General features: G+C 64.1%; 23 protein-coding genes and 1 pseudogene. 15 read left to right on the forward strand and 9 right to left on the reverse strand.

Annotation, left to right across the window (positions count from 1 at the left end; all coding sequences use genetic code 11):
* Nucleotides 1-36: 36 nt before the first annotated feature.
* Both FA89_RS13695 and FA89_RS19310 read left to right on the forward strand, forming a co-directional pair.
* Nucleotides 37-1,494, forward strand: coding sequence for a glycosyltransferase family 39 protein (locus FA89_RS13695; RefSeq protein WP_240003902.1), 1,458 nt, complete (start codon nucleotides 37-39; stop codon nucleotides 1,492-1,494).
* A 145-nt stretch (nucleotides 1,495-1,639) separates the two neighbouring features.
* Entirely contained in the window at nucleotides 1,640-3,316 is a 1,677-nt protein-coding gene (locus FA89_RS19310; protein ID WP_051938770.1) for a methyl-accepting chemotaxis protein, read from the forward strand.
* A gap of 54 nt (nucleotides 3,317-3,370) precedes the next feature.
* On the opposite strand, the gene FA89_RS13705 is transcribed toward FA89_RS19310, so the two are convergent.
* Nucleotides 3,371-5,164 carry an IlvD/Edd family dehydratase gene (locus FA89_RS13705; RefSeq protein ID WP_036141235.1) on the reverse strand — a complete coding sequence of 598 codons (1,794 nt, stop codon included), beginning with the start codon at nucleotides 5,162-5,164 and terminating at the stop codon, nucleotides 3,371-3,373.
* A 257-nt stretch (nucleotides 5,165-5,421) separates the two neighbouring features.
* On the opposite strand from FA89_RS13705, the gene chvE reads away from it, so the two are divergent.
* Genes chvE through mmsB form a run of 3 tightly spaced genes read left to right on the forward strand, consistent with a single transcriptional unit; the run spans nucleotide 5,422 to nucleotide 9,319 of the window.
* On the forward strand, nucleotides 5,422-6,549 hold the full coding sequence (gene chvE, locus FA89_RS13710) for a multiple monosaccharide ABC transporter substrate-binding protein (protein WP_275451396.1): 1,128 nt from the start codon (nucleotides 5,422-5,424) through the stop codon (nucleotides 6,547-6,549).
* Nucleotides 6,550-6,573: 24 nt separating this feature from the next.
* Nucleotides 6,574-8,130 (forward strand): multiple monosaccharide ABC transporter ATP-binding protein, encoded by a 1,557-nt coding sequence (gene mmsA / locus FA89_RS13715; protein ID WP_185754358.1) that lies wholly within the window; start codon nucleotides 6,574-6,576, stop codon nucleotides 8,128-8,130.
* The gene (gene mmsB / locus FA89_RS13720) at nucleotides 8,114-9,319 is read left to right on the forward strand and encodes a multiple monosaccharide ABC transporter permease (protein WP_221174305.1); all 1,206 of its coding nucleotides are present in this window, start codon (nucleotides 8,114-8,116) and stop codon (nucleotides 9,317-9,319) included. Before mmsA ends, mmsB begins: the two co-directional genes overlap by 17 nt.
* 48 nt (nucleotides 9,320-9,367) lie before the next feature.
* Here mmsB and FA89_RS13725 read toward each other — a convergent pair whose 3' ends face one another.
* Nucleotides 9,368-10,126, reverse strand: coding sequence for a FadR/GntR family transcriptional regulator (locus tag FA89_RS13725; protein ID WP_051938771.1), 759 nt, complete (start codon nucleotides 10,124-10,126; stop codon nucleotides 9,368-9,370).
* Nucleotides 10,127-10,221: 95 nt separating this feature from the next.
* Here FA89_RS13725 and FA89_RS13730 point away from each other — a divergent pair, with 95 nt between their 5' ends.
* The 4 genes from FA89_RS13730 (at nucleotide 10,222) to FA89_RS13745 (ending at nucleotide 15,106) form a co-directional block, all read left to right on the forward strand.
* Nucleotides 10,222-11,772 (forward strand): aldehyde dehydrogenase (NADP(+)), encoded by a 1,551-nt coding sequence (locus FA89_RS13730; protein WP_185754359.1) that lies wholly within the window; start codon nucleotides 10,222-10,224, stop codon nucleotides 11,770-11,772.
* A gap of 36 nt (nucleotides 11,773-11,808) precedes the next feature.
* Entirely contained in the window at nucleotides 11,809-12,801 is a 993-nt protein-coding gene (gene araD1 / locus FA89_RS13735) for an AraD1 family protein (protein ID WP_036141241.1), read from the forward strand.
* Between the two features lie 2 nt (nucleotides 12,802-12,803).
* Nucleotides 12,804-13,742, forward strand: a complete 939-nt coding sequence (locus FA89_RS13740; protein ID WP_036141243.1) for a Gfo/Idh/MocA family protein — start codon at nucleotides 12,804-12,806, stop codon at nucleotides 13,740-13,742.
* A gap of 116 nt (nucleotides 13,743-13,858) precedes the next feature.
* Complete coding sequence (locus FA89_RS13745; protein ID WP_081916580.1) at nucleotides 13,859-15,106, forward strand: methyl-accepting chemotaxis protein; 1,248 nt, start codon at nucleotides 13,859-13,861, stop codon at nucleotides 15,104-15,106.
* A gap of 108 nt (nucleotides 15,107-15,214) precedes the next feature.
* Here the strand turns inward: FA89_RS13745 and FA89_RS13750 are convergent.
* Together FA89_RS13750 and FA89_RS13755 are read right to left on the reverse strand one after the other, a co-directional pair.
* A pseudogene (locus FA89_RS13750) lies at nucleotides 15,215-16,330 on the reverse strand (glycoside hydrolase family 5 protein); the annotation flags it as partial.
* A 160-nt stretch (nucleotides 16,331-16,490) separates the two neighbouring features.
* Nucleotides 16,491-17,000 carry a GNAT family N-acetyltransferase gene (locus tag FA89_RS13755; RefSeq protein ID WP_036141246.1) on the reverse strand — a complete coding sequence of 170 codons (510 nt, stop codon included), beginning with the start codon at nucleotides 16,998-17,000 and terminating at the stop codon, nucleotides 16,491-16,493.
* A gap of 300 nt (nucleotides 17,001-17,300) precedes the next feature.
* On the opposite strand from FA89_RS13755, the gene FA89_RS13760 reads away from it, so the two are divergent.
* Together FA89_RS13760 and FA89_RS13765 are read left to right on the forward strand one after the other, a co-directional pair.
* On the forward strand, nucleotides 17,301-18,035 hold the full coding sequence (locus tag FA89_RS13760) for an SDR family oxidoreductase (RefSeq protein ID WP_036141248.1): 735 nt from the start codon (nucleotides 17,301-17,303) through the stop codon (nucleotides 18,033-18,035).
* Nucleotides 18,036-18,073: 38 nt separating this feature from the next.
* Entirely contained in the window at nucleotides 18,074-18,361 is a 288-nt protein-coding gene (locus tag FA89_RS13765) for a DUF1330 domain-containing protein (protein WP_036141251.1), read from the forward strand.
* A gap of 89 nt (nucleotides 18,362-18,450) precedes the next feature.
* Here FA89_RS13765 and FA89_RS13770 read toward each other — a convergent pair whose 3' ends face one another.
* Together FA89_RS13770 and FA89_RS13775 are read right to left on the reverse strand one after the other, a co-directional pair.
* Nucleotides 18,451-19,833 carry a peptidoglycan-binding domain-containing protein gene (locus FA89_RS13770; RefSeq protein ID WP_051938773.1) on the reverse strand — a complete coding sequence of 461 codons (1,383 nt, stop codon included), beginning with the start codon at nucleotides 19,831-19,833 and terminating at the stop codon, nucleotides 18,451-18,453.
* A 58-nt stretch (nucleotides 19,834-19,891) separates the two neighbouring features.
* The gene (locus tag FA89_RS13775) at nucleotides 19,892-20,320 is read right to left on the reverse strand and encodes a lysozyme inhibitor LprI family protein (protein WP_051938774.1); all 429 of its coding nucleotides are present in this window, start codon (nucleotides 20,318-20,320) and stop codon (nucleotides 19,892-19,894) included.
* Nucleotides 20,321-20,482: 162 nt separating this feature from the next.
* On the opposite strand from FA89_RS13775, the gene FA89_RS13780 reads away from it, so the two are divergent.
* A complete protein-coding gene (locus tag FA89_RS13780) occupies nucleotides 20,483-20,890 on the forward strand; it encodes a hypothetical protein (protein ID WP_185754360.1) in 408 nt (135 codons plus the stop codon).
* 168 nt (nucleotides 20,891-21,058) lie between these two features.
* On the opposite strand, the gene FA89_RS13785 is transcribed toward FA89_RS13780, so the two are convergent.
* From FA89_RS13785 to FA89_RS13795, 3 genes are all read right to left on the reverse strand, one after another.
* Nucleotides 21,059-21,454 (reverse strand): VOC family protein, encoded by a 396-nt coding sequence (locus FA89_RS13785; RefSeq protein ID WP_036141257.1) that lies wholly within the window; start codon nucleotides 21,452-21,454, stop codon nucleotides 21,059-21,061.
* Nucleotides 21,455-21,478: 24 nt separating this feature from the next.
* On the reverse strand, nucleotides 21,479-22,468 hold the full coding sequence (locus FA89_RS19315) for a DJ-1/PfpI family protein (protein WP_051938775.1): 990 nt from the start codon (nucleotides 22,466-22,468) through the stop codon (nucleotides 21,479-21,481).
* A gap of 122 nt (nucleotides 22,469-22,590) precedes the next feature.
* Nucleotides 22,591-23,484, reverse strand: a complete 894-nt coding sequence (locus FA89_RS13795) for an alpha/beta fold hydrolase (protein WP_240003903.1) — start codon at nucleotides 23,482-23,484, stop codon at nucleotides 22,591-22,593.
* Between the two features lie 192 nt (nucleotides 23,485-23,676).
* Between FA89_RS13795 and FA89_RS13800 the strand changes: the two genes are divergently transcribed.
* From FA89_RS13800 to FA89_RS13810, 3 genes are all read left to right on the forward strand, one after another.
* Entirely contained in the window at nucleotides 23,677-24,258 is a 582-nt protein-coding gene (locus FA89_RS13800) for a CGNR zinc finger domain-containing protein (RefSeq protein ID WP_036141263.1), read from the forward strand.
* A 157-nt stretch (nucleotides 24,259-24,415) separates the two neighbouring features.
* A complete protein-coding gene (locus FA89_RS13805) occupies nucleotides 24,416-24,619 on the forward strand; it encodes a hypothetical protein (protein ID WP_036141265.1) in 204 nt (67 codons plus the stop codon).
* 205 nt (nucleotides 24,620-24,824) lie between these two features.
* The gene (locus FA89_RS13810) at nucleotides 24,825-25,862 is read left to right on the forward strand and encodes a hypothetical protein (RefSeq protein WP_036141277.1); all 1,038 of its coding nucleotides are present in this window, start codon (nucleotides 24,825-24,827) and stop codon (nucleotides 25,860-25,862) included.
* The last annotated feature ends 53 nt before the right edge of the window (nucleotides 25,863-25,915 follow it).

Consider the following 25,915-nt stretch of genomic DNA (forward strand, 5'->3'; position numbering starts at 1 on the left):
ATGGACAGACATAAAGCGATAACGACCTTACCGCTGTTGGTCATCGCCCTGCTGGCCGGGCTCGCGCACATGTTGACGAACGGGCAGTACGGATTCCATCGGGACGAATGGCAGTTCCTCAGCGATGCCCAGCACCTGGACTTCGGGTTCGTGCCGTACCCGCCGCTGACACCCGCCGTGGAAGCCCTGGGCCTGAAGCTGTTCGGACTGTCGCTGGTGGGGCTACGGTTGTTCTCGGTGCTGGCGCAGATGCTGGTGATCGTCATCGCGGGGCTCATGGCGCGTGACCTCGGCGGTGGCCGACTGGCCCAGGTGTTTACCGCTATGGCGGTGGCGCTGTCTCCCGTGCCGATGTTCCAGGCGACCCAGTTCCAGTACTCGTCCTTCGACCTGCTCTGGTGGGTGCTGATCGCCTGGTGCGTGATCCGCATGCTGCGCGACGACGAGCCGCGTTGGTGGATCGCGATCGGCGGCGTCGCTGGCCTCGGTTTGCAGACCAAGTATTCCATTGCCTTCCTGCTGGTCGGCGTGCTCGTAGGCATGTTGCTGACCGATGCGCGCCGGTACCTGAGGAGCGGCTGGTTCTGGGCCGGGGGGCTCGTCGCGCTGGCGATCGTCGCGCCCAACCTGGTCTGGCTCGTGCGGCACGACTTCATCTCGTACCATTTCCTGCAGGGCATCCATGCACGGGATGTGCATCTGGGTCGGGCGGACGGTTTCCTGCGTGACCAGTTCCTGCTCAATGTGAACCTGGTGGCCGCCCCCGTGTGGCTTGCGGGGTTGTACGTTTTTGCCAGAAGCCGGCGCTACCGCATGCTGGCATGGATGTATGCCGTGCCACTGCTCCTGTTCCTGGTCGCGAAGGGACGTTTCTACTACGTGTCCGGCGCGTATCCCATGTTATTGGCCATGGGGGCGGTGGTCGCGGAGAATCGCATGCGCAGCCTGCGACCCCTGCATGCGCGGGGCCTCGTCGCCCTGGTGTTCATTGGCGTGCTGGGGATGGGGGGATACGCGGCGCTGCGCATCGTCCCCATCGCATCGAGCGGCCCGTTACGCGACTACGCCCTTCGTCACAACGGCGATTTGCGCGAGGAGATCGGCTGGCCGGAACTGGTCGCACAGGTCGCCGCGATTCGCGACGGCCTGCCGGCGGCCGAGCAAGCGAACCTGGGTATCGCGGTGGGCAACTATGGTGAGTATGGCGCCATCGCGTTGCTAGGGCCGGCGTATCACCTGCCGGTACCTGTCACGACCATCAATTCAGGATGGCTGCGTGGCTACCCGGAACCCGCACCATCCACCTATATCGTGCTTGGCAGTTCACTCACGCGTGCTGAGGAAATACTCACTAAGTGCCGGGTGGCGGGTCATAGCTGGAACACGTTGGGCATCGTCAACGAAGAGAGCAGGGATCACCCGGATATCCTTATTTGTGGCCCTTCCCGTGTGCCTCTGGATGAGCTCTGGAGGCATGGTCCGGAGTTCGGTTGACCTCGCAGGCGCTCGGCTCCAGACGACGATTTTGCGTATCGCACGAAGCTGCGAGGACAGGCAACATAACTAACGGTCTATATGCCGATATTGCGTAAGGCCGATAACCCTATCAAGTGCGACGTCCGTTGCATGGCTCTGGGGGGTGGATGTGAAAATTGGACTGCGTATCGTACTGACATCGGCGGCTTCGGTCGCCATTGCCCTGGCCGTGGGTGCCTTGGGTTTCTTCTCTACACGCCAGGCTACCAACGGGGCCGACGTGATCTACTCGGATGCCCTGGTGCCGGTTACCCAGGTGACCGAGATACGGCATTTCGTCACCCAGCAGCGTGGCGTGCTCAATCGCGCGTTGCTCGTCAACAAGCCGGATGCCGCCGCAGCCGCCAAGACCAAGATTGCCCAGATTCGCGCCGAAAGCGACACCGTCTGGCGCAGCTACTACGCGACGCAGAGCGCGAACCCGACGCTGCGCAAGATGGCCGACGCCTTCAACGCATCGCGATCGGGCACGCGTCGTCAAGTCGACGCGATGCTGGAGATCCTGCCCACGGATCGTGCGGCGGCGATCGATCGCATGTTGAACGTCATCGCGCCGTCGATGGACAAGGATGCGGAGCTGATTGCTGCCCTCGTCGCCAAGAACCGCGATATGGCGCGTGCCACATACGACGCTGCGGTGGCGTCCGGCAAGCGATCGGCGGAGATCATGGCGGGTACGCTTCTGCTTGGCGCGGCCCTGGTCGCCATGGGCGGCTTCTTCCTGCGGCGCGCCGTCATGCGTCCGCTGGTCGCGGCACGCGGGCTGGCTGTGCGTATCCGCGACGGCCACCTCGAGAACGAACTGGTCGTCACCGGTAACGACGAGCTCAGCGAGACCTTGCAGGCGCTGGCGGACATGGATACGCAGTTGTCCGCCATCGTGCGCAAGGTGCGGGAAAACGCGCAGCAGGTGAACAGCGCGGCCCGCGACATCTCGGCGGGTAACGACGATCTGTCCAACCGTACGCAGGAACAGGCCTCGTCGCTGGAAGAAACCGCCGCGTCGATGGAAGAAATGGCCGCGACGGTGAAGCAGAACGCCGAGGCCGCCGGGCATACCCGGCGTCTGACCGAAAAACTTCGCAGCGACGCCACGAGTGGCCATGAGGTCGCCACGTCGGCGGTCGGCGCCATGGGCCGGATCGCGAAGGCCAGCAAGGACATCGGCGAGATCGCCGTGCTCATCGACGAAATCGCGTTCCAGACCAACCTGCTGGCGCTGAATGCCGCGGTGGAAGCGGCGCGCGCGGGCGAGCAGGGCCGTGGCTTCACCGTCGTGGCCAGCGAGGTCAGGTCGCTGGCCCAGCGCAGCGCAGCGGCGGCGAAAGACATCAAGCATCTGATTGCTTCCACCCGCGACGAAGTCGCCGAAGGCGTCGGCCTGGTCGAGAGCACCGGGCAGGCGCTGGCGGAGATCGCCACCGATGTCGCCAGGGTCTCGGGCCTGGTCGCGGAGATCGCGGCGGCCTCCGACGAGCAATCCACCGGCGTGGAGCAGGTCAACCAGGCGGTGTCCGCACTGGACGAAGTAACGCAGCAGAATGCGGCCCTGGTGGAAGAAGCCAGCGCGGCGAGCCGTACCGCGCTGGATGTTGCCGACGAACTGATGCGTCAGGTGTCGTTCTTCAAGCTGCGTGGCGATGCGAGCGAACTCGCATCGCAGCCGGCCCAACCCGCGCCCGTCGCTGCCGCGCACGCACCCGCCGCCGCGCCGCGTAAGACGGCCAGCCGCCCGATGATGACGACGCCGGCGCTGGCCTCGTCCTGGCAGGAGTTCTGACCGGACCGGTCAGAACGTCAGTGACACGCAGGGGGGCTTTCGCACGCAGCCGGTTCAATGGCTGTCGCGCGGAAGCCCCTTCGTCTGTGCGATCTGCTGGTACTTCTCGGCGCCTTCCAGGATGGCGCCGGTTTCCATCTGGCCGACCAGCGCCCGCTGGATTTCCTGCCACGGCGTCTGCGACGCGGGGTAGCGATAGCCACCCGCCTCGACCAACGCACGGCGGCGTTCGGCCAGTTCTTCGTCGGGAATCAGGACATCCGCCGTGCCCTTGCCCAGGTCGATACGAACACGGTCGCCCGTGCGGATCAGTGCGAGCCCGCCCATCACGGCCGCCTCCGGGCTGGCATTGAGGATGGACGGTGACCCGGACGTGCCGGACTGGCGCCCGTCGCCGATGCAGGGCAGGGCGTGCACGCCCTCGCGGATCAGGTAGGCCGGCGGACGCATGTTCACCACTTCCGCCGAGCCGGGATAACCCACCGGGCCCGCGCCACGCATGAACAACAGCGTGTCGGTGGTGATGCCCAGCGAGGGATCGTCGATGCGGTGGTGGTAATCCTCCGGCCCGTCGAAGACCACGGCCGGGCCTTCGAAGGCTTCCGGATCGTTGGGATCGCTGAGGTAACGCGCGCGGAACTCGGGGCTGATCACACTGGTTTTCATGATCGCGCTGTCGAACAGGTTGCCGCGCAGCACGATGAAGCCGGCGTCTTCCTTGAGCGGTGTGGCGAAAGGACGGATGACGCGCTCGTCCTCGATCGTCGCGTCGCGGCAGTTCTCGCCGATCGACCTGCCGTTGGCGGTTTTCGCGTCCGCGTGGATCAGGCCCTGCTTGAGCAGTTCGCCCACCACCGCTGGTACGCCACCGGCGTGATAGAAATCCTCGCCCAGGTATTCGCCCGCCGGCTGCAGGTTCACCATCAGCGGCACCTTGTGACCGTGCGTCTGCCAGTCGTCGATCGCCAGGTCCACGCCGATGTGACGTGCGATGGCCGCGAGGTGGATCGGCGCGTTGGTCGATCCGCCAATGGCCGAGTTGACCACGATGGCGTTGAGGAAGGCCTCGCGCGTGAGGATGTCCGACGGCTTCAGGTCCTCGGCGACCATGCCGACGATGCGCTTGCCGGTCAGGTAGGCGATTTCCTGGCGGTCGCGGTACGGCGCGGGAATGGCCGCGGCACCTGGCAGCTGCATGCCCAGCGCTTCGGCGAGGCTGTTCATCGTGGTGGCCGTGCCCATGGTGTTGCAGTAACCGGTGGACGGCGCGGACGAGGCGACCAGCTTGATGAAGCCTTCCTCGTTGATGGCGCCGGTGGCCAGCATCTCGCGCGCCCGCCACACGATGGTGCCCGAGCCCGTGCGCTCACCCTTGTGCCAGCCGTTGAGCATCGGGCCCACGGACAGGGCGACTGCGGGGATGTTCACCGTGGCCGCCGCCATCAGGCAGGCCGGCGTGGTCTTGTCGCAGCCGATGGTCAGCACCACGCCGTCGAGCGGATAGCCGTGCAGCACTTCCACCAGCGACAGGTAGGCGAGGTTGCGATCCAGACCCGCGGTGGGGCGCTTTCCGGTTTCCTGGATGGGATGCACCGGGAATTCCAGGGGGATGCCGCCGGCCTCGCGGATACCGTCGCGCACACGCTCGGCCAGCACCAGGTGGTGGCGGTTGCAGGGCGACAGGTCGCTGCCCGTCTGGGCGATGCCGATGATCGGCTTGCCCGAACGCAGTTCTTCCAGCGACAACCCGAAGTTGAGGTACCGCTCCAGGTACAACGCGGTCATGTCGATGTTGTCCGGGTTGTCGAACCAGGCGCGCGAGCGAAGCGGAGGGGCGGTATGGGTCATGGCGAGCGGCGGTCTCTTCAGGAATCGGTGGATGGCTCGGCGTGGTGAGGGCTTCCGGCCCGGCCGTTGACGCGCGGTGGATGCGTCGATAGTCTATTACTCAGACAAGATAATCCATGAGTCAAGCGGCGGTAAAGGAATTTTCCGAACCCACGTTGTCTGGACGAATACCTCGGCACGGCCTGCGCGCAGTGCATTCACGAGTCGCCCCTTCAGATGACGCCACCATGCAGCATCCAACTGAAAGGGACCCCACAGTGAACTCACGCAACCTGCTCCTCGGCCTCGCCACCGTCGGGTTCGCCTTCTCGCTCGCCGCCTGTTCCGGCGGCCGCGGCAACGGCGACACGGCCGCCGCTTCCGGCGACAACAAGGGCGCCCTCGTCGGCGTCGCCATGCCGACCAAGGTGTCCGAGCGCTGGATCAAGGACGGCAACGCGGTCAAGGAAGATCTGGAAAAGCTCGGCTACAAGGTGGACCTGGAATACGCCGACAACAAGATTCCGCAGCAGGTGCTGCAGGTCAGCAACATGATCACCAAGGGCGCCAAGGTGCTGGTGATCGCGTCGATCGACGGCGGCTCGCTGAGCGACCAACTCGATGCCGCGGCCAAGGCCGGCATCAAGGTCATCTCGTACGATCGCCTGCTCACCGGAAGCAAGAACGTCGACTATTACGTGTCGTTCGACAACTACAAGGTCGGCGTCGACCAGGCCAACAGCCTGCTCACCGGCCTGGGCCTGCTGGGCGCGGACGGCAAGAAGACCGACAAGAAGGGCCCGCTCAATGTCGAGATCTTCGCCGGCAGCCCGGACGACAACAACGCCACGTTCTTCTACAACGGTGCGATGGATACCCTCAAGCCGTACATCGCCGATGGCAGCATCGTGGTGAAGAGCGGCCAGACCGGCTTCACCCAGGTCGCCACGCTGCAGTGGGATCCGGCCACGGCCAAGGCGCGCATGCAGAACCTGGTGGCCAAGTCGTACTCGGCCGGCGCCAACCTCGACGGCGTGCTGTCGCCGTACGACGGCATGTCGATCGGCATCATCTCCGCGCTGCAGGGTGCCGGCTACGGCAATGCCTCCAAGCCGCTGCCGGTCATCACCGGTCAGGATGCCGAGGCCGCCTCGGTCAAGTCGATCATCGCCGGCCAGCAGTACTCCACGATCTACAAGGACACCCGGAAGCTGGCCGACCAGGCCGCGGTGATGGCCAACGACCTGCTCAGCGGCAAGAAGCCGGAAACCAACGACGACAAGACCTACAACAACAAGGTCGTGGTCGTGCCGACCTACCTGTTCCAGCCCACCGTGGTCACCAAGGCGAACTATCAGCAGGTGCTGGTCGACAGCGGTTACTACACGCCGGCGCAGCTGCAGTAAGTCCTGCCTGAGGATAGAGGATACGTGACCACCAACATTCTCGAGATGCAGGGCATCACGAAGACCTTCCCCGGCGTCAAGGCGTTGCAGAACGTGTCGCTCGGTGTCAAACGCGGCCACGTCCACGCCATCTGCGGCGAGAACGGGGCCGGCAAGTCGACACTGATGAAGGTGCTCAGCGGGGTTTACCCCGCGGGTACCTTCGATGGGCAGATCGTCTTCGAAGGCGCGCCGGTCGACTTCAAGAGCATCAACGACTCCGAAGCCGCCGGCATCGTCATCATCCACCAGGAGCTCGCGCTCAGCCCCTACCTGTCCATCGCCGAGAACATCTTCCTCGGCAACGAACAGCAGAGCCACGGCTGGATCGACTGGAACAAGACCAACCTGGAAGCGGCCAAGCTGCTGGAACGGGTGGGGCTGAACAACAATCCGATCACCCGCATCACCGACCTGGGCGTGGGCCAGCAGCAACTCGTGGAGATCGCCAAGGCGTTGTCCAAGCGGGTCAAGCTGCTGATCCTCGACGAACCCACGGCGGCGCTCAACGATGCCGACTCCGCCCACCTGCTCGGCCTCATCAAGCAGCTGCAGGAACAGGGCATCACCTCGATCATCATCAGCCACAAGCTCAACGAGATCGAAGCGATCGCGGACGAGGTGACGATCATCCGCGACGGTCGCGTGATCGAGACGCTGGACATGCGCGCGGGCGAAGTTACCGAGGAACGGATCATCAAGGGCATGGTCGGGCGCGAGTTGGAAAGCCGCTATCCGGAGCACACGCCGACGATCGGCGACGAACTGCTGCGGATCGAGGGCTGGAACTGCTTCCACCCGATCGACGTCGACCGCCAGATCATCACCGATGCCGGCATCACCGTGCGCGCCGGCGAGATCGTCGGCATCGCCGGCCTGATGGGCGCCGGGCGCACCGAACTGGCCATGAGCGTGTTCGGGCGCAGCTACGGTGTGAAGATCAGCGGCAAGGTATTCAAGCGCGGTGTCGAGATCGACATGAGCACCGTACCCAAGGCGATCGCGAACGGCGTGGCCTATGCCACGGAAGACCGCAAGCGCTACGGGCTGAACCTCATCGACGACATCACCCGCAATACCTCGGGCTCGGCCCTGCACAAGCTGGCCAGTCTGTTCGGCTTCGTCGACGGCCACAAGGAGGCCACGGTGGCCGGCGAGTACCTGAAGAACCTCAACATCAAGGCGCCGGGCGTCGATGCCATCACCGGCAAGCTGTCGGGCGGCAACCAGCAGAAGGTGGTGCTGTCCAAATGGATGTATGCCGATCCCGACGTGCTGATTCTGGACGAGCCCACCCGCGGCATCGATGTGGGCGCCAAGTACGAGATTTACGCCATCATCAACCGGCTCGCCGACGAGGGTAAGGGAATCATCATGATCTCGTCGGAACTCCCCGAGCTGCTCGGCGTCTGCGACCGCATCTATACCCTCGCCGAGGGGCGCGTCACCGCGGACATTCCACGATCCGAGGCGACCGCCGAGGTCCTTATGCAGCACATGACACGAGAACGGGAGAAGGTCGCCAGTGACAACGTCCAATGAAATGACGCCGCAGGGTGGCGGGGTAAGGAAGGCACTGAGCTATCTCACCGGCCAGCTGAGGCAGGTCGGCCTGTTCAGCGCGCTGATCGTCATCGTGCTGTTCTTCCAGTTCGCCACCGGCGGCATCACGCTGCGCCCGATCAACGTCTCCAACCTGGTCATCCAAAACAGCTACATCCTGATCCTGGCCATCGGCATGGTGATGATCATCATCGCCGGGCACATCGACCTGTCGGTGGGCTCGCTCGTGGCGTTCATCGGGGCCATGGCCGGCGTGATGATCACGCAGTGGCATATTCCCTGGCCGGCGGCCGTGGTGCTTTGCCTGGTCCTGGGTGGCCTGGTCGGTGCGTGGCAGGGCTTCTGGATCGCCTATTTCCGCATACCGGCGTTCATCGTCACCCTGGCGGGCATGCTGCTGTTCCGCGGCGCCGCGCAGATCGCGCTGCAGAACCAGCAGATCTCGCCGTTCCCAGAGGCATTCCGCCGGATGGGCTCGGGCTTCCTGCCGGCCTTCGGCACCAGTGGCTACGAGCCGCTGACGCTGGTGCTCGGCGGGGTCGCCGCCCTGGTGCTGCTGTACGGTTCGTTGCGCCAGCGCGCGGTACGGCATCGGTATGGGCTGGAATCCGAGCCGCTGTGGTACTTCGTCCTCAAGCTGGCGTTCTCCGTGTTCCTGATCGCCTTCATGGCGTTCCTGCTGGCCAGCTACAACGGCACGCCGATCGTGCTGGTGATCCTGGGTGTGCTGATCGTGGCCTACGCGGCGATCATGGCGCGCTCCGTGTTCGGCCGGCACGTGTACGCCATCGGCGGCAACCTCAGCGCCGCGGCGTTGTCGGGCGTGAAAACCAAGCGGGTGACGTTCCTGCTGTTCGTGAACATGGGCGTGATCTCGGCCCTGGCCGGGCTGGTGTTCACCGCGCAGCTCAACCTGGCCAGCCCCAGCGCCGGCACGGGCTTCGAACTGGACGCGATCGCTGCCGTGTTCATCGGTGGCGCGGCGGTCACCGGCGGTATCGGTACCGTGACCGGCGCGATCATCGGCGGCCTGATCATCGGGCTGCTCAACAACGGCATGTCCATCCTCGGCGTGGGCACGGAATACCAGGCGCTGATCAAGGGCCTGGTATTGCTGGCCGCGGTGGCGTTCGACGTCTACAACAAGCGTCGCACCGGCGGTCGCTGAGGCGACGTTCCAGGAATGACGTCTACCGGCAGTCGATGCCGCCCGCGCTCAGGGCTGCATCGACTGCTGCGTGTCTTCCAGCGCCAGTTCCACCAGCACCCGCATCGCCTCGCTGGCCGCCGTGGCATCGCCGTCGGCAATCGCCACCAGCACGCGGCGGTGGTCGGGAATGGGGTTGCGGGGCAGGGCGCGCTGGCGGTGCTTGAACTGCGTGGTCCAGCTCACTGCCGCGCAGATGCTCGCGTTCAATACGATCAACGCGTCGTTGCCCGTGGCATGCAGGATCGCACTGTGGAAATCGCGGTCGGCCATGCGGCCGGCGTCGGTGGCGAGCGTGTGGCGGGTCATCCCGGCCAGCGCATCGCGCATGGCCTTCAGGTCGTCCTTGCTGCGCCGTTCGGCGGCCAGCGCGGCGGCGGCGGGTTCGACGATGGCGCGCAGCTCGAACAGGCTGCGGATGAACGCCGTGTCCGGGTTGCCGGCGAAGGCCCAACCCAGTACTTCCGGATCGAGCAGGTTCCAGCGGCTGCGCGGCAGCACGCGCGTGCCGGCCTTGGGCCGGCTCTCGACCAGCCCTTTCGCCGCCAGCGCCTGGATCGCCTCGCGATAAGCGCTGCGCGATACGTCGAGTTGCTCGGAAAACACCACCTCGCCGGAGAGCACGTCGCCCGGCAGGTATTCCCCGGCCAGGATGGCGGCGCCCAACTTGTGCGCGATGGCGCCATACAGGCGCCGGCCCGTGCCACGCGGCTCGCGCGGTGCCTGGGGTTCGGCCTCGATCGGTGCTGTCGGCTTGGTCTTGCTCACGTATTCATTCCTTCCCGTCCCTCGGCCGCCCGCCATTGCAAAAGCAGTATAACCGCCTTACCCTAATTGTCTGAGTAATTATGGCGGTGCAACATATGTCGAACGACGAAAAAACCGGTGTGACCCCCAACGCCTTTCGCTCGGTGGATGCCGCGACGGGACAGCCTTTCGGTGAGCCGTTCGCGTCGGATGGCGTCGATCGGGTCAGGGCGGCCTGCGCCGCGGCCGACGCCGCGTTCGACGTTTATCGTACGACAGATGCCAAGAGCCGCGCCGCGTTCCTCGAGCGCATCGCCGAGGAAATCGTGGCGCTGGGCGACGATCTGATCGTCACCGCCATGCGCGAGAGCGGACTGCCCCGGCCGCGCCTGGAAGGCGAGCGTGGCCGCACTGTCGGCCAGCTGAAGCTGTTCGCGGGCGTGCTGCGCCGCGGCGGCTGGATGGGCCTGCGCATCGATCCGGCCACCGCGGCCGACGTGACGCCCGCGCGTGTCGACCTGCGCCTGCGCATGGTCCCGTTGGGCCCGGTGGCCGTGTTCGGCGCCTCCAATTTCCCGCTCGCGTTCTCCACGGCCGGTGGCGACACCGCGTCCGCGCTGGCAGCGGGTTGCCCCGTGGTCGTCAAGGGCCACCCGGCGCATCCGGCGACCGGCGCCCTGGTCGCCTCGGCGATCCACACCGCGGTCGAAGCCTGTGGCCTGCCGGCGGGCGTGTTCGCCAACCTGACCGGTCCCGGGATCGAACTGGGCGCTGCCCTGGTCAAGGACCCCGCCATCACCGCCGTCGGTTTCACCGGCTCGCGCGCCGGCGGTCTCGCGCTGGTCAAGCTGGCGCAGGAACGCGACGTGCCCATTCCCGTGTACGCGGAGATGTCGAGCATCAATCCGGTGCTGCTGTTGCCCGAGGCGCTGCGTGCGCGCGGCGACGCGCTCGGCACGGCGTTCGTCGGTTCGTTGACCATGGGCGCGGGGCAGTTCTGCACGAATCCCGGCTTGCTGCTGGCCATCGAAGGAGACGGTGTGGATGCGTTCGTCGAGGCCGCCAGTGGCGCGGTGTCGAAGGCCCCGGCGCAGACGATGCTCACCGGCGCGATCCACGGCGCGTACGAGCGCTCCGTCGACACGCTGCGGCAGAAGGGCGAGGTCACCGCCGTGGCGCAGGGTCTGCCCGGCGACGGTGCCAGCGCCGGAAGCGCGGCGTTGTTCGCTACCACGGGCAAGGCGTTCCTGGCCGATAAGGCTCTGGCGCATGAAGTCTTCGGCGCCTCGTCGCTGCTGGTGCGCTGTGCCGATGAAGCCGAGCTGCAAGCGGTCGTCGCGGCCGCCGAAGGCCAACTGACGATGACGCTGCAGATGGACGAAGGCGACACGGCGCTTGCCGCGCGCCTGGTCCCGCTGCTGGAGCGGAAGTGCGGACGCATCGTCGTCAACGGCTGGCCGACCGGCGTCGAGGTCACCCACGCCATGGTCCACGGCGGCCCGTTCCCGGCCACATCCGACGGACGATCCACCTCGGTGGGCAGCCTCGCCATCGATCGCTTCCTGCGGCCGGTGTCGTACCAGAACTTCGCGCAGGCCCTGTTGCCCGCCGTGCTACGTGACGATGCCGGCCTGCCGCGCCTCGTCAACGGTGTCCCCGCCGCCTGATTCCCCGCGCCCCGTGTGCCCTGGAGAGACAACGCCATGACCTTGCGTCTTTTGCAACATCGTGCTGCCGACGGCACGCGTTCCGTGATCGCCGCGCGGGGTGACACCGCCGCGTTCGTGCCCGGCGTGGACAGCGTGCGCGCCCTGGCCAACCGCGCCATCGCCGCGGGTACCGACCTGGCGGGTGCGGTCGCGGCCTGCGGCGTCGGCGCAACGGTCGATATCGCGGCCGAACTGGCGGCCGGGCGCCTGCTCGCGCCGATCGATCACGCGGACCCGGCCCACCTGTTCATGACCGGCACGGGGCTGACCCACCTGGGTTCCGCGGAAGGACGCGACAAGATGCACCGCGAGGCCGCCGCCGCGGAGAAGCAGACCGACTCGATGCGGATCTTCCTCGAGGGCGTGGCAGGCGGAAAGCCCGCGGCCGGGCAGGTCGGCAGCCAGCCGGAGTGGTTCTACAAGGGCAACGGCCATGGCCTGATCGGGCCGGGCGCAGCGCTCACGTCGCCCGCCTTTGCAAAGGACGGCGGCGAGGAGCCCGAGCTGGCCGGCATCTACCTGATCGGTGACGACGGCACGCCGTTCCGGCTGGGCGTGTGCCTGGCCAACGAGTTCAGCGACCATGTGACGGAACGGCACAACTATCTCTGGCTGGCCCATTCCAAGCTGCGCCAGGCCGCGCTGGGGCCCGAGTTGCTAGTCGGCCCGTTGCCGGCGCAGATCCAGGGCAGCAGCCGCATCCATCGCGACGGTGCGGTGCTCTGGGAGAAGCCGTTCCTGTCCGGCGAAGAGAACATGTCGCACAGCTTCGCCAACCTCGAAGCGCATCACTTCAAGTACGACGTGTTCCGCCAGCCGGGCGACGTGCACGTGCATTTCTTCGGCACGGCCACGCTGTCGTTCTCCGAAGGCATCACGACGCAAGTGGGCGATGAATTCGAGATCGAAGCGGCGCCGTTCACCCTGCCGCTGCGCAACGCGCTGGCACAGGCGAGCGCGCAGGCCGTGACCGTCAAGGCGCTTTGACCGTGGCGCCTGTTCGCATCGCCGTCGTCGGCCTGGGCAAGATCGCGCGCGACCAGCACCTGCCCGCGCTGGCGGGCAGTCCGGATTTCCAACTGGTGGCGGTGGTCGATCCGGCGCTGCCTTCGGTGGAAGACGTGGCGTCCTTCGGCAGCCTCGCGGCCTTGTTCCGCGATGGGCCGGCCGTGGATGCCGTCGTGCTGTGCACGCCGCCGCAGGTGCGGTATGCGCTGGCCCGTGAAGCACTCGAGCACGGTGTGCATGTATTCCTCGAAAAGCCGCCCGGTGCCACACTCGCGGAAGTCGCGGTGCTGGAACAGCAGGCGGAGGCGGGCGGTCTGACCCTGTTCGCCGGCTGGCATTCCCAGCATGCGGCGGGCGTCGAGCCGGCACGTGCGTGGCTTGCCACGCGGCGCATCGATCGTGTCGCGATCACCTGGCGGGAAGACGTGCGCGTCTGGCATCCCGGTCAGGAGTGGGTGTGGGAACCGGGTGGCCTGGGCGTATTCGATCCGGGCATCAATGCGTTGTCCATCGCCACGCGCATCCTTCCCAACGCATTTTTCCTCACGTCCGCCACGTTGTCGTTTCCCGCCAATCGCGCGGCGCCGATTGCGGCGGCCTTGCAGTTCGCCGACAGCGACGGCGTGCCGATCGCCATGGACCTGGACTGGCGACAGACCGGCCCGCAGACGTGGGACATCGTGGTCCAGACCGATGGCGGGACACTGAAGCTCAGCAAAGGTGGCGATGTGCTCACCCTGCCGGACCAGACGCTGACGGCGGATGATCGCGAATATGCCGGCCTGTATGCGCGCTTCGCGACGTTGATTCGTGAACGGGGCAGGGACGTGGATACGCGGCCGTTGCGGCTGGTGGCGGATGCGTTCCTCATTGGGCGGCAGGAGCGGGTAGAGGCCTTTGAATGGGCCGATCCATCCTGATGCGTGCGAGCCTCGATGGACCTTTCAGCCTGTCTCCAGGATAAACGAGTCGTTAAATTCTCCTTTGTTCTTGCCGATATTGCCTATTCGATAATGTGAGGCAAAAGAGGTTGGTCATGGGTTTTTGGCGCAAGAGGTCAGGCAAGGTGATCCTGGATAGCCCGGTGATCGAGGTGGCATCGGTGGACGACCTAGACGTGGCACGGTTGCAAGGTGCCGACGATCTGGAAAAAGCGCTCGATGCGCTGGACGCGCTGCAGAAACGCTTCGACCTGACCCGTCGCGTTTCCACGGACGGCCTCTGGGATATGGAGGCCGTGGGCGGCCAGGTGGATGCGTCGCAGCCGTTCTGGTGGTCGGACCCGTTCCGCGCCATGCTGGGTTTCCAGGACGAAAGCGATTTCCCGAACGTGCTGGGCAGCTGGTCGAACCGGCTGCATCCCGACGACCTGGAAAGCACACTCGCGGCGTTTTCGGCCCACCTGTCCGATCGCTCGGGTAAGACCCCGTACGACGTTCGCTATCGACTGATGCTCAAGGACGGCAGCTACCGCTGGTTCCGCGCGAAGGGCGATTCCATCCGTCATCCCAATGGCGAGCCGATCCGGGTGGCGGGTTCGCTGAGCGACATCCACGACGAACTGGCCCGCGACGCGGAACTCGACATCACGCTCACGCGATTCAATTTGTCGCGTGAAATGCTCAACGATGGGCTCTGGGACATGAGCGTCATCGCGGGCGATCCGGTCAATCCGCAGAACGCCTTCTGGTGGTCGCCGCAGTTCCGGCAGCTGCTGGGATACACGAGCGTCGCGGAATTTCCGGATGTGCTCGACAGCTGGGCGTCGAAGCTACATGCGGAAGACAAGGCCCGATCGTTGCAGGCGTTCGCGGATCACCTCAACGATACGACCGGGGCGACCGGCTTCGATATCGAATACCGGCTGCTGTGCAAGAACGGCGACTATCGCTGGTTCCGTGCTCGCGGGCAGACGAGCCGGGACGACGAAGGCATGCCGCTGCGCGCCGTGGGCGTGCTTACCGATATCCAGCCGGAAAAGGATCGCCTGGTGATGGAGGAGGACCGGCAGTCCAAGCGCCTTGCCGCCAAGGCGGATGCGGATCGCATCGGCGAACTGGTCGCCGATATCCAGCTGATCGCGCACCAGACCAATATCGTGTCGTTGAATGCGACCATCGAGGCGGCGCGCCTGGGTCACGAAGGTAAGGGCTTCGCGGTTATCGCCGACGAGATCCGGCGGCTTGCCCATACGACGCAGGACATCACGAAACATGTGGCGCACCTGCAGGAATCCATCGCCCGGTCGGCCGACGCGGACGATCTCCAGCGTATCGACGACTGAAGGCATCTGAGATGAAAGGCGGCGGCCGATGTATGGGCTCGGCCGCTCGCCAGGGATGGGACTTTCGTCGCACCGGCGCGACGAAGGTCCGGCATACCGGCCTTAGTGTGTGGCCCAGAGTTTCTTCAGCAGGGTGACCTTGTCCGTACGTACCGACGACCAGTCGTCGTTGAGGATGCCGCCGGTGTCGTTGCTGTTCGGGTTCCACGACCAGTAGAAGCCACCGTGGATACCCTTGCCGACCAGGTAGTCGACCAGTGCGTTCTGCCACGTCACGTCCTGCGCACTGCCCTGGCCGTACTTGCCGCCGAATTCGCCCAGCAGCAACGCCTGGCCCGATGTCGCGAAGCGGCCGAAGTGCTGGTCCCAGATGGCCGGCATGTTGGCCGGAAAGTTGGACGCGCTGAAATACGACTGCATCGACACGTCGGGACCGTAGACGTGGGGTGCGAGCAGCAGCCGGTCGGCCGGAATGTTCAGTGGCTTACACGAGAGGGGCTCCAGGTTCTCCCCCCAGAAATGGCCGCCGCTGCTCGAGCAGCTGGGGTTCTCACTGATGCCCTCGACCACGATCAGCCACTTGGGTGCGACCTTCAGCACCGCGGCCGATGCGCGTTCGGCGGCGGTGTTCCAATCGGTTGCCGCGTTACCCGTGCCCCATGTGGCCGCGCCATGCGGTTCGTTCTTGAGATCGATGCCGATCACGCCCGGTACCGCGGCGTAACGCGTCGCGACCAGGGTGAGGTCGTAGATCCATTGTTGTTCGCTGTAGGACGACGTGTACCAGAGCTCGGATATGGCGTTGCAATCCGGCGTGTGATGGTCGAGCAGGACATACATGCCGCGGCTGCTCAGCTCGTCGATCACTTTGTCCATCACCTGCAGTGAATTCAGCCCCTGCAGGTCCGGGTTGAGTCCGTAATCGATGCTACTTGGTGCCACTCCGCTCAAGGATTGCGGACAGAACGGCAGCCGCACGGCGTTGAAGCCCAGGCCCTGCATCTGCGTGATCATGTCCTTCCAGTTTCGTGCCCACAGGCCATGCACGGTGTGTACGTTGGTGTCGAAGCCGAACCAGTTGACGCCGCGTAACTGCACCGGGTTGCTGTTGTCGTCGACCACCTGGCCGTTCTTTATGGCATGGCTCCACGCCGAACCGCTCGTTACCACCAGCGCTGCGGCAAGCAGGCAGCGCGCCAGACAGGACTTTCTTGGCATCGACATGGGTCTGTCTCCGAAGACGGCCCTCCCGGGAAGGGAAAGCCAAGGCCTGAACGCACGTGGCGTGTGGCGAGCATCATCATGAGTGGATCGGTCGTGCGTTGTGACTGCGTGCACAGATGCAGGTTTCGTCCGAAAACGCCGTAGCGAATTCAGCGGGGCGTCAAGGCAGACGTTCGAAGGCGATCACCGGCTTTTCGCGGTAGTCGCGCTCGTCGATCGGCTGATAGCCGAGCTTCTCGGCCACCCGAAGCGATCCGATATTCAGTGGATCGATGATGCACACCGTGCGTTGCGGGCCCTTCAGTCGCAGGAACCAACGAAGCGCTGCCTCCGCCGCCTCGGTCGCGTACCCCTTGCCATGGCTGTTCGCACCCAGAAGCCAGGCGCTTTCCGGATAGGGGTCGAAGTCGGTACCGAGGTCGCGCTCGAAGTGCGCCGTGCCCGTCTCGCCGACGTATTCGCCGGTGGCCTTGTTGCGGATGGCGAACAGGCCGTAACCGTAGAGGCTCCAGTGGCCGACACTGCGCAGGAAACGCACCCAGCTCTCGGGGCGCGGCGAAGGCCCCGCGCCGATGAACCGGTAGACCTCCGGTTGGGAAAGGATCGCGTGGAACGGTTCGAAGTCGTCGATGGTTGGGATGGACAGCGTCAGGCGGTCGGTTTCGATCATGCGATGTTCCCTGTGCATGCTGTCGCCCATGGGCGACGAACGAGGTGATGTCCGATGGCCGGCCAAAGCCGATGCCATCGCCGTGGTTGCCGATTATGCCGCGTATGCACCGCCGACCGCGCGTGCCTTCCTGGATGACTACCGGTGCCTGGGGCCAGGATTGCCGGCATGAGGGGGGCTTTATCCGGTGCCCCGGCGTCCCTATCTCGACAGACAGCGTTCCCGCCTTGTCCTTGCACTCGCCTGGTGCAGAAGAAGTCCGGGGGCATCCGCCTTTCGTCGATAGATAAAGGACGTCTCATGAATACCTCGCAGAAAATTGCACTCGTCACGGGTGCCACCCGTGGCATCGGTACCGAAACGGTGCGCCAGCTGGCCCAGGCCGGCGTACTGACGCTGCTGGCTGGCCGCGATGCCGGTCGTGCCAAGGCCGCTGCCGACAAGCTCGTGGCGGAAGGACTTTCCGTCGAACCGATCGTCCTGGATGTCACCAATACCGAAAGCATCGCCAAGGCCGTTGCCGCGGTCACGTCCCGGTTCGGTAAGCTCGACATCCTGGTGAACAACGCCGGCATCATGGTCGACGACATGAGCAAGGCGCCGTCCGAGCAGACGCTCGCCGTGTGGCGCGAGACCTTCGACACCAACGTGTTCGCCGTGGTGGAAGTCACGCAGGCGTTCCTGCCGCTGCTGAAGAAGGCGGATGCCGCACGCATCGTCAATGTGTCCAGCCAGCTGGGTTCGCTGGCCCTGCACGTGGATCCCAGCTCGCCAATCTACAGCTTCAAGGTGCCGGCCTACGATGCCTCGAAGACGGCGATCAACGCGTGGACCATCCATCTCGCGTACGAACTGCGCGATACCCCGATCAAGGTCAACGCGATCCATCCGGGTTACGTGCAGACGGACATGAACGGCGGGCAGGGCGAGATCGACGTGCCGACCGGCGCGAAGAGCAGCGTCGGCATGGCCCTTATCGGCGAAGACGGTCCGACCGGCAGCTTTACCTACCTCGGCCAGACGCTTCCCTGGTAAACGGCTCACCCACGCTTCTGGCTCATGAGGAAATGGCTATGACGACCTACGTCGTGTTTACCCGCGATCGCATCAAAGATGAAAAAGAGTTCGCTACCTACGGGCAGCTCGCTGCCAAGGCGGGCGAAGGTCATCCGGCCACGCGGTTGGCTTTCTATGGCGAGGTGGAAACGTTGGAAGGCGATCCGGTCGACGGATCGGTGATCATCAGCTTCCCGACTAAGGCCGAGGCGCTGGCCTGGTACAACAGCCCGGCATACACCGCAGCGCGCGAGCACCGCTTCAAGGGACCGGACTATCGGGTCTACATGGTCGAAGGCGTGTGACCCGAGTCGCCTGAACAGGCAGGGTCACGAGAGGCTTTTGCTTCGCGGAGGGCTGGCATCCTGCCGGCCCTTTGCCTTGCGGTGGTCGGTTACTGCTGGGGTGCCGCGGCCTGCTGGGCGACGGCTGAGGCCTGTGCCTGCTGCTGATGGCGTTCCTGCGCAGCCAGCTTCTGGTTGTTGGCCTCGAGGTTCCACAGGCTTGCGCTCTGTTCCGGCGTCTGGCCGATCGCCGTGTTCATGTCGACGCCGGAGACCTTTTTCAGCGGCGAGTTCAGGTCGCCCTGGACCGTGTACGCCGTCGAGCCATCATTCGCCATGACCAGGTGGTCGATGCGGGTGAGGCCTTCGGCCTGTGCCTTCTGTGCAGCGGCGCCGGCCACGTTCTCACTGATGGCGTCGGGCGTGCGGCCCAGCTTCGCGTCCAGCTGATGCACCTGCGCCAGTGCCTGTTCGTACAGGGCGTGGCCGGGGTGATCCTTGTCCTTCAGGCTGTCCATGGGCTGCTCGCGCGTTGCCGCCTTGAGCGCTTCCATGGTCTTCGGCCCGGCGATGCCGTCGGCGGTCAGACCGGCTTCGGTCTGGAAGCGCTTCAGCGCACCCTGGGTGTTGGGACCGAAGTCGCCATCGGGCGTCAGTGACTTGCCGTCGTTGCCCAGGTTGCCGTGCTTGTTGAGCATGGCCTGCAGCGCCGCGACGTCGGGCGAATGATCGTGCAGGCGCAACGTGCCGGCGCGCTGTACGTGGTCACCCGAGGCCTGGCTCGGATGATCGGCGGCGGATGCTGCCTTGCCCTTGTGCTCGACGGTCACGCCGTTTTCCTTGAGGACGCGATCGGCATCGGCGAGGACATCGAGCGACTCCTTCTCGTGCGCGATGCGCTTGGAAAGGCCCTTGTGCAGCTGGGGCGAACTGGCCCAGATATCCTTGACGTGCGCCGCCTTGTAATCCTGCACGGCATCGACGATGTCCTTGTCGCTGAGCTTGTCAAGCTGGTAGTCGTCGCCAAACTTCTCTTTCAGCCCCTTGGCGAAGATCTTCGGCGTCAGGTCGCGGGTCTGCACGGACGTGCTCCAGACGGCATCCTGCACCGCCATGCCGCGGCCGGACAGGTCGATGCCGGCGGCTTTCAGCGCCTTGTCCTGCTCGTTGTAATGCGAGCGGCCGATGAAGTCTTTCTGGTCGGCACCGAAGCTCGGATCGTTCTTGCCCAGCGCCTTCCACTTCTCGTCGAAGGCGGGGGTGGCGGGCGTCAGGCCCTTGAACTGGTCCTTGTACGCCGACTGGTCGAGGTATTCCTGCAGCGTGCCCATCTTCGTGGACAGCTGGAAGGACCCGTACGACACACCACCGTGGTCGCCCTTGCCGGTGGATACCGCACCGGGACCGGCCGCGCCGGATTCGTAACCGGCCGAGGTCTGGCCGAGGTGCCAGCTACCGGCGACGCGCTTTGCTTTATCGAGATCATCCGTCATGCATCTAACTCCTGGTTGACTAACGAAAACACCCGACATAACCGCCGGGTGGGTGTGATTATTTCTTCAAGCGGTTTTCCAGTTCCGTCGCGCGCTCCGCCGTTTGCGTGAGGGCGCAGTCGCCGGAGACGAGCAGGGCAGCCGTGCCGCCATCCTTGTCGGGCGCGCACTTGGTGTCGCGTGCCTTGATCCAGGCACGCTCCTCATCGCGGAGTGCCAGGCGGTCCTTGTCGGACATAGGCTTACGCAGGGCCTGGTAGGCCTTGTTCAAGCGCTTGTCCTGGTAGTCGAACTCCTTGGCGAGACAGCTGTTCATCTTCACGGTGACGCCGTCGGATGCATCCATGCAGGTGTCGAAGCCTGGCCGGAGGTGCTTGTCTGCGCTGGATGCGGAGGTGTCGTCGGCATGCGCGGGGGCGGCGAAGGCGCCGCCAAAGGCCATGACGAGCGCGGCCATGGTTGCCGCACGAAGGGAATATCGCGTCACTGCTGTGTTTCCTTGTGGTCCACCCGGACGCGCATCATACCGTGTCGTGTGCGGCAAGGCTTTGAGTTGTTTCGTAAGCGGGGTAGGGCGGAGAAACGTCGGCACATTTGCGCGATGATTGAAATGCGGTATCCCAATGTACTTACCCAGGAGTTCAAGCTCATGACGAAATCACATCTGAGAGCCATGGTTGGCGCGGCCACTCTTTTCATTTCCACTGCAGCATGTAGCAGTGAACTTCCCGGCCGCTGGACCCTGGCCATCGAAAATCCTGAACACGTGGTCGTTGCCACTTTGGCCGTTGAGTTCCTCGACGAGCAGGCGGTGTCCTGCCTAGGCGGCGATTGGAAAACCGTGAAGGTCGTTTCGGCGACGACCGGAGACGACGACTTCTTCCCTACGTTAGAGCCGCTTGCCTATCAGATAGAGAAAGGACAAATCACCATAGGTCGCAACCAGAAGTGCGATGCCTATTTGTTGCTCAAGGGCAAGCTCGGAGAGCCTCAGGTCAAAGGTGACTACTTCAGCTTTGGGATGGGGGGGGCTTTCCGCTGGGCTCCTTCGCCTTGAGTCCAAGCCGGTAAAAAGTGCGCCGAAACGCCAGGCGACGTCCCTCCAGATTTGAGTGGCGGCCCGATGTCGAGTCCGATCCGCGACGAGAAGGATATCTTGCAGGTCGAACCAAAACGCCTTCATCGAACTGCCCAACGGACGGTTGCTCGAAGAATACCTTGACGATCAATCTAAGCGCATGACCTGAAACACGTTTCCCTCGGGATCGCGGCCATCGTACATATCGTACGGAAACCCTTCGTAGCGCTTCATATCGCCAACCGTGATGCCCGCGGCCTCGAGTCTGGCGCGGTGGGCCGCTAGATCGGATGTGATGGCGAATACGAACTTGGTCGTCGGGCCGGTTCTCTCGTCCTGCGCCGGTGAAGCGGAGGACGCCGTCGTGTTTCGATACCTCGCACCCATTCGATGCAGGGCTAGCTCGATGCCGCCGGCCTGCAAGACGACCCATTCATCGTCGATTTCCTCGACGACGGGAAGCTCGAAGTTGGTGCGGTAAAAAGCCTTGACCTTGGCAACGTCGCGGACGTAAATGATGATTCTCACCAACGGAATGGCCATGACCGACGGTTCCTGTGCGTTGTTTCACTGCTTGGCAGGGGAGGCCACGACGACCATGTCGAGATCGTAGTGCGACGCATCGGAGCCAGCCTTTGTAGTGAAGGTCAAGGTCACGTCGCGGTTCTCCTGCCGACTAAGCCACCGATGCATGCCATCCGGCTTCCACAACCCGGTCTTGCGTACGCCGACATCGAGCCGGTCGAGCAAGTCGGTTGCGGGGGTGGCGGTCCGTACGTGATACCGCGTCACCCAACGGTCCATATCGCCGGCGGAAACATATTCGTCGAACGTTGCATCCTTGGGCCAATCCACGCCGGACTGCACCTCTCGCTTGGTCAGGTAACGATCGGCAAACCGCGAGCGCACGAATCCGCCCTCCGGCTTCCAGTCGTACTCCAGACGCAGGGCTACGGTGCGTGCCTCGTCCACGCCGCGGATTTTCGCGACCACATGCAGCGCGGCATCGATACCGGAGGACAGTCCGGCCGATGTCACCAGCTTGCCGTTGTCGGCCCAGCGCACGTCGCGGATCACGTGAACCTTAGGAAACGCCTTGGCCAGTTCGTCGATCCGCGGTGTGAACGTGGTCGCCTTGTCACCGTCGAGCAGGCCGCTGGCCGATAGGATGAAGGCGCCCGTACATACCGACAACACCTGTTTCGCCGGTGGCGATCGCTCGCGGACGAAGTCGAGGATGCGCGTGTCACGCTGGGCGTCGGCCACGTCGCCTCCCGGGATCAACAGGATGTCGAACGGAGGTGCCTTGGCGAAGCTCGTGTCGGGATCGATTTTCAGGCCCATCGCAGTGGTCACCGGCTTGCCGTCGGGTGACACGGTGACCACGCCGAAGCCGGCATTGCCGAAGACCTCGTAGGGTCCGGCGAAATCGATAATCTGGACACCGTCGAACATCAGGATGCCGACGCGTACGGGCGGGTCTGACATGGGTTGGTGTGCTGCGAGGGCGGGTAGGGCGAGAAGCAGGGCGATGAGCGGGAACAGATAGCGACGCATGGGTGAGTCCTTTGACTTGGCGTGCCGCGTTTGTCTGGGTAGGTCTTCTGAAATCGAATCGTAGCGGTAACGCTTCCCGTGTCCTATAGCCCGCGAGTAAGCGTCGCTTTGGGTATCAGCGGCTATGCCTGTTCAAGGGCCACCACTCGGTCGAGGAAATAACGGATCTGCAATCCGATCTCCAGCCCGTGCGACTCAAGCGCGAAATGGCCTGTGTCATAGAAGTGCACCTCGGCATCGGGCAGATCGCGTTTGAAGGCCTCCGCACCCTGGGGTAGGAAGAAGGGATCGTGTTGGCCCCATACGGCGAGCATGGGAGGCTGATGCGAGCGGAAGTAGGCCTGGAACTCGGGATACCTGGCCACGTTGTTGCGGTAGTCCAGGAACAGGTCCAGCTGTATGTCCTGGTTACCGGGCCGCGACACCTGCGCGAAGTCGAGTGCATAGCTGTCCGGTGCCACCAACGACGGATCGGGCACACCGTGGGTGTATTGCCACTTGATGGCCTCCAGGCTCAGGAACTCCCGCACCACCTCGCGATTGGCATCGCTCGCGTCCTGCCAGTACTTCTGGATGGGATTCCATCCCTCGCTCAGGCCTTCCTCGTAGGCATTGCCATTCTGCGTCACGATGGCGGTGATGCGCTCCGGGTGCGCCGCCGCCAGACGCCAGCCGACGGGCGCGCCGTAATCGAACACCTGCATCGCATAGTGCCCGAAGCCAAGTGCCCGGGTGAAAGCGTCCATCGTCGTCGCCAGACGATCGAAGGTGTATGCATAGGCCGCGTGCTCGGGCACCTCGGTCAACCCAAAGCCGGGCAGGTCGGGCGCGACGACGTGATAGCGATCGGCCAGCAGGGGAATCAGGTTGCGGTACATGAAGGACGACGTGGGAAAGCCGTGCAGCAGCAGGATCGTGGGGGCGGCGGGATCGCCTGCTTCCCGGTAGAACACCTTTACACCATCCGCCTCCGCGTAGCGGTAGTGGACAGGCATCGGGCGACGCAGGTCGATCATGTCGTGTGGTTCGGTGGCGGCTGCTGAGGCAAGCGTTGCGAGGGGAGGATTTTGGCTGGACATCGGAGACTCCTGGGGTGCTGAGGGGGCGTAACGTCAAAACGTGGTTTAAGGAAGTTACATCCGATCCATGTAACTGGTCAATGTGTAAGTTAGCAGTTACACTACGCGCACCCTTCTTGGATGCAGCCCATGGCTACCTCCGTCATTCAAAGTGGCACTGCCCCCCTGTTCCTCGGCGACGATCTCGCCCTCGACTTCATCAACAGCGCGTACGGTCCTTCGGGAGCCCGCATCGATCACTTCGAGGATCCGGAACGTACGTCGGCCTGGTTCGCGGCTGCCGGACTCGCGACGCCGACAGCGGGCAGGGCGCGCGGCGCCCTATCGGCCGAGGCGAGACAACTGCGCGACCATGCGCGCGATCTCGTGGAGCGGCGCAAGCGAGGTGAGCCCGCCGACCCTGGCCTGCTCAACTGCGTGCTGGAGGCGGGAAGTGCCTATGCCACGCTGGACTGGCCTGCCGGCGACGTTCCCTCCATTGCCATGCATGAACGTGCGGAGGGCACGTCGGGACTGTTGCTGCCTGTGGCGAACGCGCTCGCTACGCTGCTGTCCACGGCCAACTTCGACCTCGTTAGAAAGTGTGAGAGCGACGAATGCACGCTGTGGTTCCACGACCGCACGCGCTCGCATCATCGTCGCTGGTGCAGCCAGGCAACGTGTGGTAACCGGATGAAGGTGGCCGCTTTTAGGGCGCGTAAGCGCGGGTGAAGGGCGATGTTGGCCCGAATTAGGCAACGTTGCCCTCGCGTGGCCAGTCGACACCGGTAGGTGCGGGAGCCGCGTTGTAGGTTCGGCACATGCCGAACGTTCCGGATGTCCGTAGGCAGGGGAGTGCACCCAGACATCCATGAAGAAGGAACGTCTTATGAAGAAGCTACTGATTGGATTCGTCTTGCTCACCGTCGCGTTGGCGACGCAGGCATCGACCGCGACGAAGATGCATGGCCCTCTACAGGGATTCTTCCCACCCTCCTGCCTGATCGGGCAGACGCTTGTCACCCACTACGACGCGAATGGGCGGATCACCGGCTACGAATGCGTCGGCACGCCTGATCCGAACGGGCGCTGATCGCGCCTACGGGGAATCGTTGCATGCGCCGGGACGTTTAACGGGTGCGCGTGGAGTAATGCGTGCGCATCGCATAGATGCGGGTGGAGGCGGGCATCATTCAAAGTGGCACCTCAACCTTCTCCCTGGCCGGACAAGTGTAATGGGAATGTCGACTTGCTCAGATTCATAATGGAGGTGACGGAGCATGCGTAAGGAAGATGAAATGGATATGTGGGTCTGGTCGCGCGGTCTGGATCAGTGGATCACAGATCCGTATTGGAGCAAGACCACGGTTCCGCACGAGCTTGACTACCTCCGGGGCATGCACAACTCCAGATCTCTGGATGTACTCGCCAATTGGCTGACGAAAAAGGTTGGCGTTGGCATCCGACTGCGAACGATGTGGCAGGACAAGCACGTCTATGTGAGGCCTACAGGTGGCAAACAGCGAGAGCTCGCTGACATTGCCGTGATCGCCCAGCGCATTAAGCCAGGCAATGCGATCTCAAGGGTGATGTGGCTGCTGCAAGCGAAGGTCGTGGAGACACCGATAAGCCGCTTTACGGGGGCATCGTCGAAAAAGGAGATCGAACTGTTTGAAGGCAATCCCGGCGCACAGACGCCAGGCTTCGAGTTACTCAAGTGCAGGGGAGGAAGCTCCATCGCGTCCTTCCCGGCCGGCGCGTTCGGAGGGCCGGCACACTGGTCTTTCCTGACGCTGCACCGCGATCCTAAGGTGCCCGTACATGAGGCAATGCGCGATCGTTGGCCGAGCTCGCACGCCACTGGACCGTTGCACAGATCCTTCTGTGGTTCTCTGATCGATATGATAAACGGCGGCAGGGGTGTGCCTGTCCTGTTGCCTTCGCAGCCAGGGGACCACTGGAGTCGACTGTTCGAAGTATTAATGAAACAGCCCCTAGTTGCCACTGTTGGCCATGCAAGATCAGCCGCAAACCCCTCTGGGGTCGTCATGCAGTTCTCCGCGCTACAGTTGGCGGCGCACAACGCTGTTGATAACCGGCTTAGGCCGTATTACCGGTATCCCCGCCGGTACAGACCCTCAATGACCAGCAGTAGAATTCTTCCCTGGACGAGTGAGGCCGGCATTAAAGAGCTATCGCTTGCTCTCGAGGCAGAGGCGTTCGGAGAGGACGGTAATTTTCCGCCTGATCACCCGCTAGCGTTGCTTCCTCCGGATGAACAGGGTCCGGGCTTTCCTCTAACTGTCTTTATCGACATCGACGGAGACGAAAGATAGCTGTCGGTACCTATATAAAGATGTCCCTCAGGCCACATTTCGGCTAATTCTTT

The sequence above is a fragment of the Luteibacter sp. 9135 genome, assembly GCF_000745005.1.
In the GTDB taxonomy this organism is placed as follows: Bacteria; Pseudomonadota; Gammaproteobacteria; order Xanthomonadales; family Rhodanobacteraceae; genus Luteibacter.

Excerpts from the sequence above, each read along its gene's own strand:
- FA89_RS19315 (WP_051938775.1), bottom strand. The coding sequence starts at position 22,468 with ATGCGTCGCTATCTGTTCCCGCTCATCGCCCTGCTTCTCGCCCTACCC.
- FA89_RS13755 (WP_036141246.1), bottom strand. The coding sequence starts at position 17,000 with ATGATCGAAACCGACCGCCTGACGCTGTCCATCCCAACCATCGACGAC.
- FA89_RS13805 (WP_036141265.1), top strand. The coding sequence starts at position 24,416 with ATGAAGAAGCTACTGATTGGATTCGTCTTGCTCACCGTCGCGTTGGCG.
- FA89_RS13745 (WP_081916580.1), top strand. The coding sequence starts at position 13,859 with ATGGGTTTTTGGCGCAAGAGGTCAGGCAAGGTGATCCTGGATAGCCCG.
- FA89_RS13800 (WP_036141263.1), top strand. The coding sequence starts at position 23,677 with ATGGCTACCTCCGTCATTCAAAGTGGCACTGCCCCCCTGTTCCTCGGC.
- FA89_RS13770 (WP_051938773.1), bottom strand. The coding sequence starts at position 19,833 with ATGACGGATGATCTCGATAAAGCAAAGCGCGTCGCCGGTAGCTGGCAC.
- FA89_RS13785 (WP_036141257.1), bottom strand. The coding sequence starts at position 21,454 with ATGGCCATTCCGTTGGTGAGAATCATCATTTACGTCCGCGACGTTGCC.
- FA89_RS13780 (WP_185754360.1), top strand. The coding sequence starts at position 20,483 with ATGACGAAATCACATCTGAGAGCCATGGTTGGCGCGGCCACTCTTTTC.
- araD1 (WP_036141241.1), top strand. The coding sequence starts at position 11,809 with ATGACCTTGCGTCTTTTGCAACATCGTGCTGCCGACGGCACGCGTTCC.
- FA89_RS13810 (WP_036141277.1), top strand. The coding sequence starts at position 24,825 with ATGGATATGTGGGTCTGGTCGCGCGGTCTGGATCAGTGGATCACAGAT.
- FA89_RS13760 (WP_036141248.1), top strand. The coding sequence starts at position 17,301 with ATGAATACCTCGCAGAAAATTGCACTCGTCACGGGTGCCACCCGTGGC.
- FA89_RS13705 (WP_036141235.1), bottom strand. The coding sequence starts at position 5,164 with ATGACCCATACCGCCCCTCCGCTTCGCTCGCGCGCCTGGTTCGACAAC.
- FA89_RS13765 (WP_036141251.1), top strand. The coding sequence starts at position 18,074 with ATGACGACCTACGTCGTGTTTACCCGCGATCGCATCAAAGATGAAAAA.
- FA89_RS13730 (WP_185754359.1), top strand. The coding sequence starts at position 10,222 with ATGTCGAACGACGAAAAAACCGGTGTGACCCCCAACGCCTTTCGCTCG.
- FA89_RS13795 (WP_240003903.1), bottom strand. The coding sequence starts at position 23,484 with ATGATCGACCTGCGTCGCCCGATGCCTGTCCACTACCGCTACGCGGAG.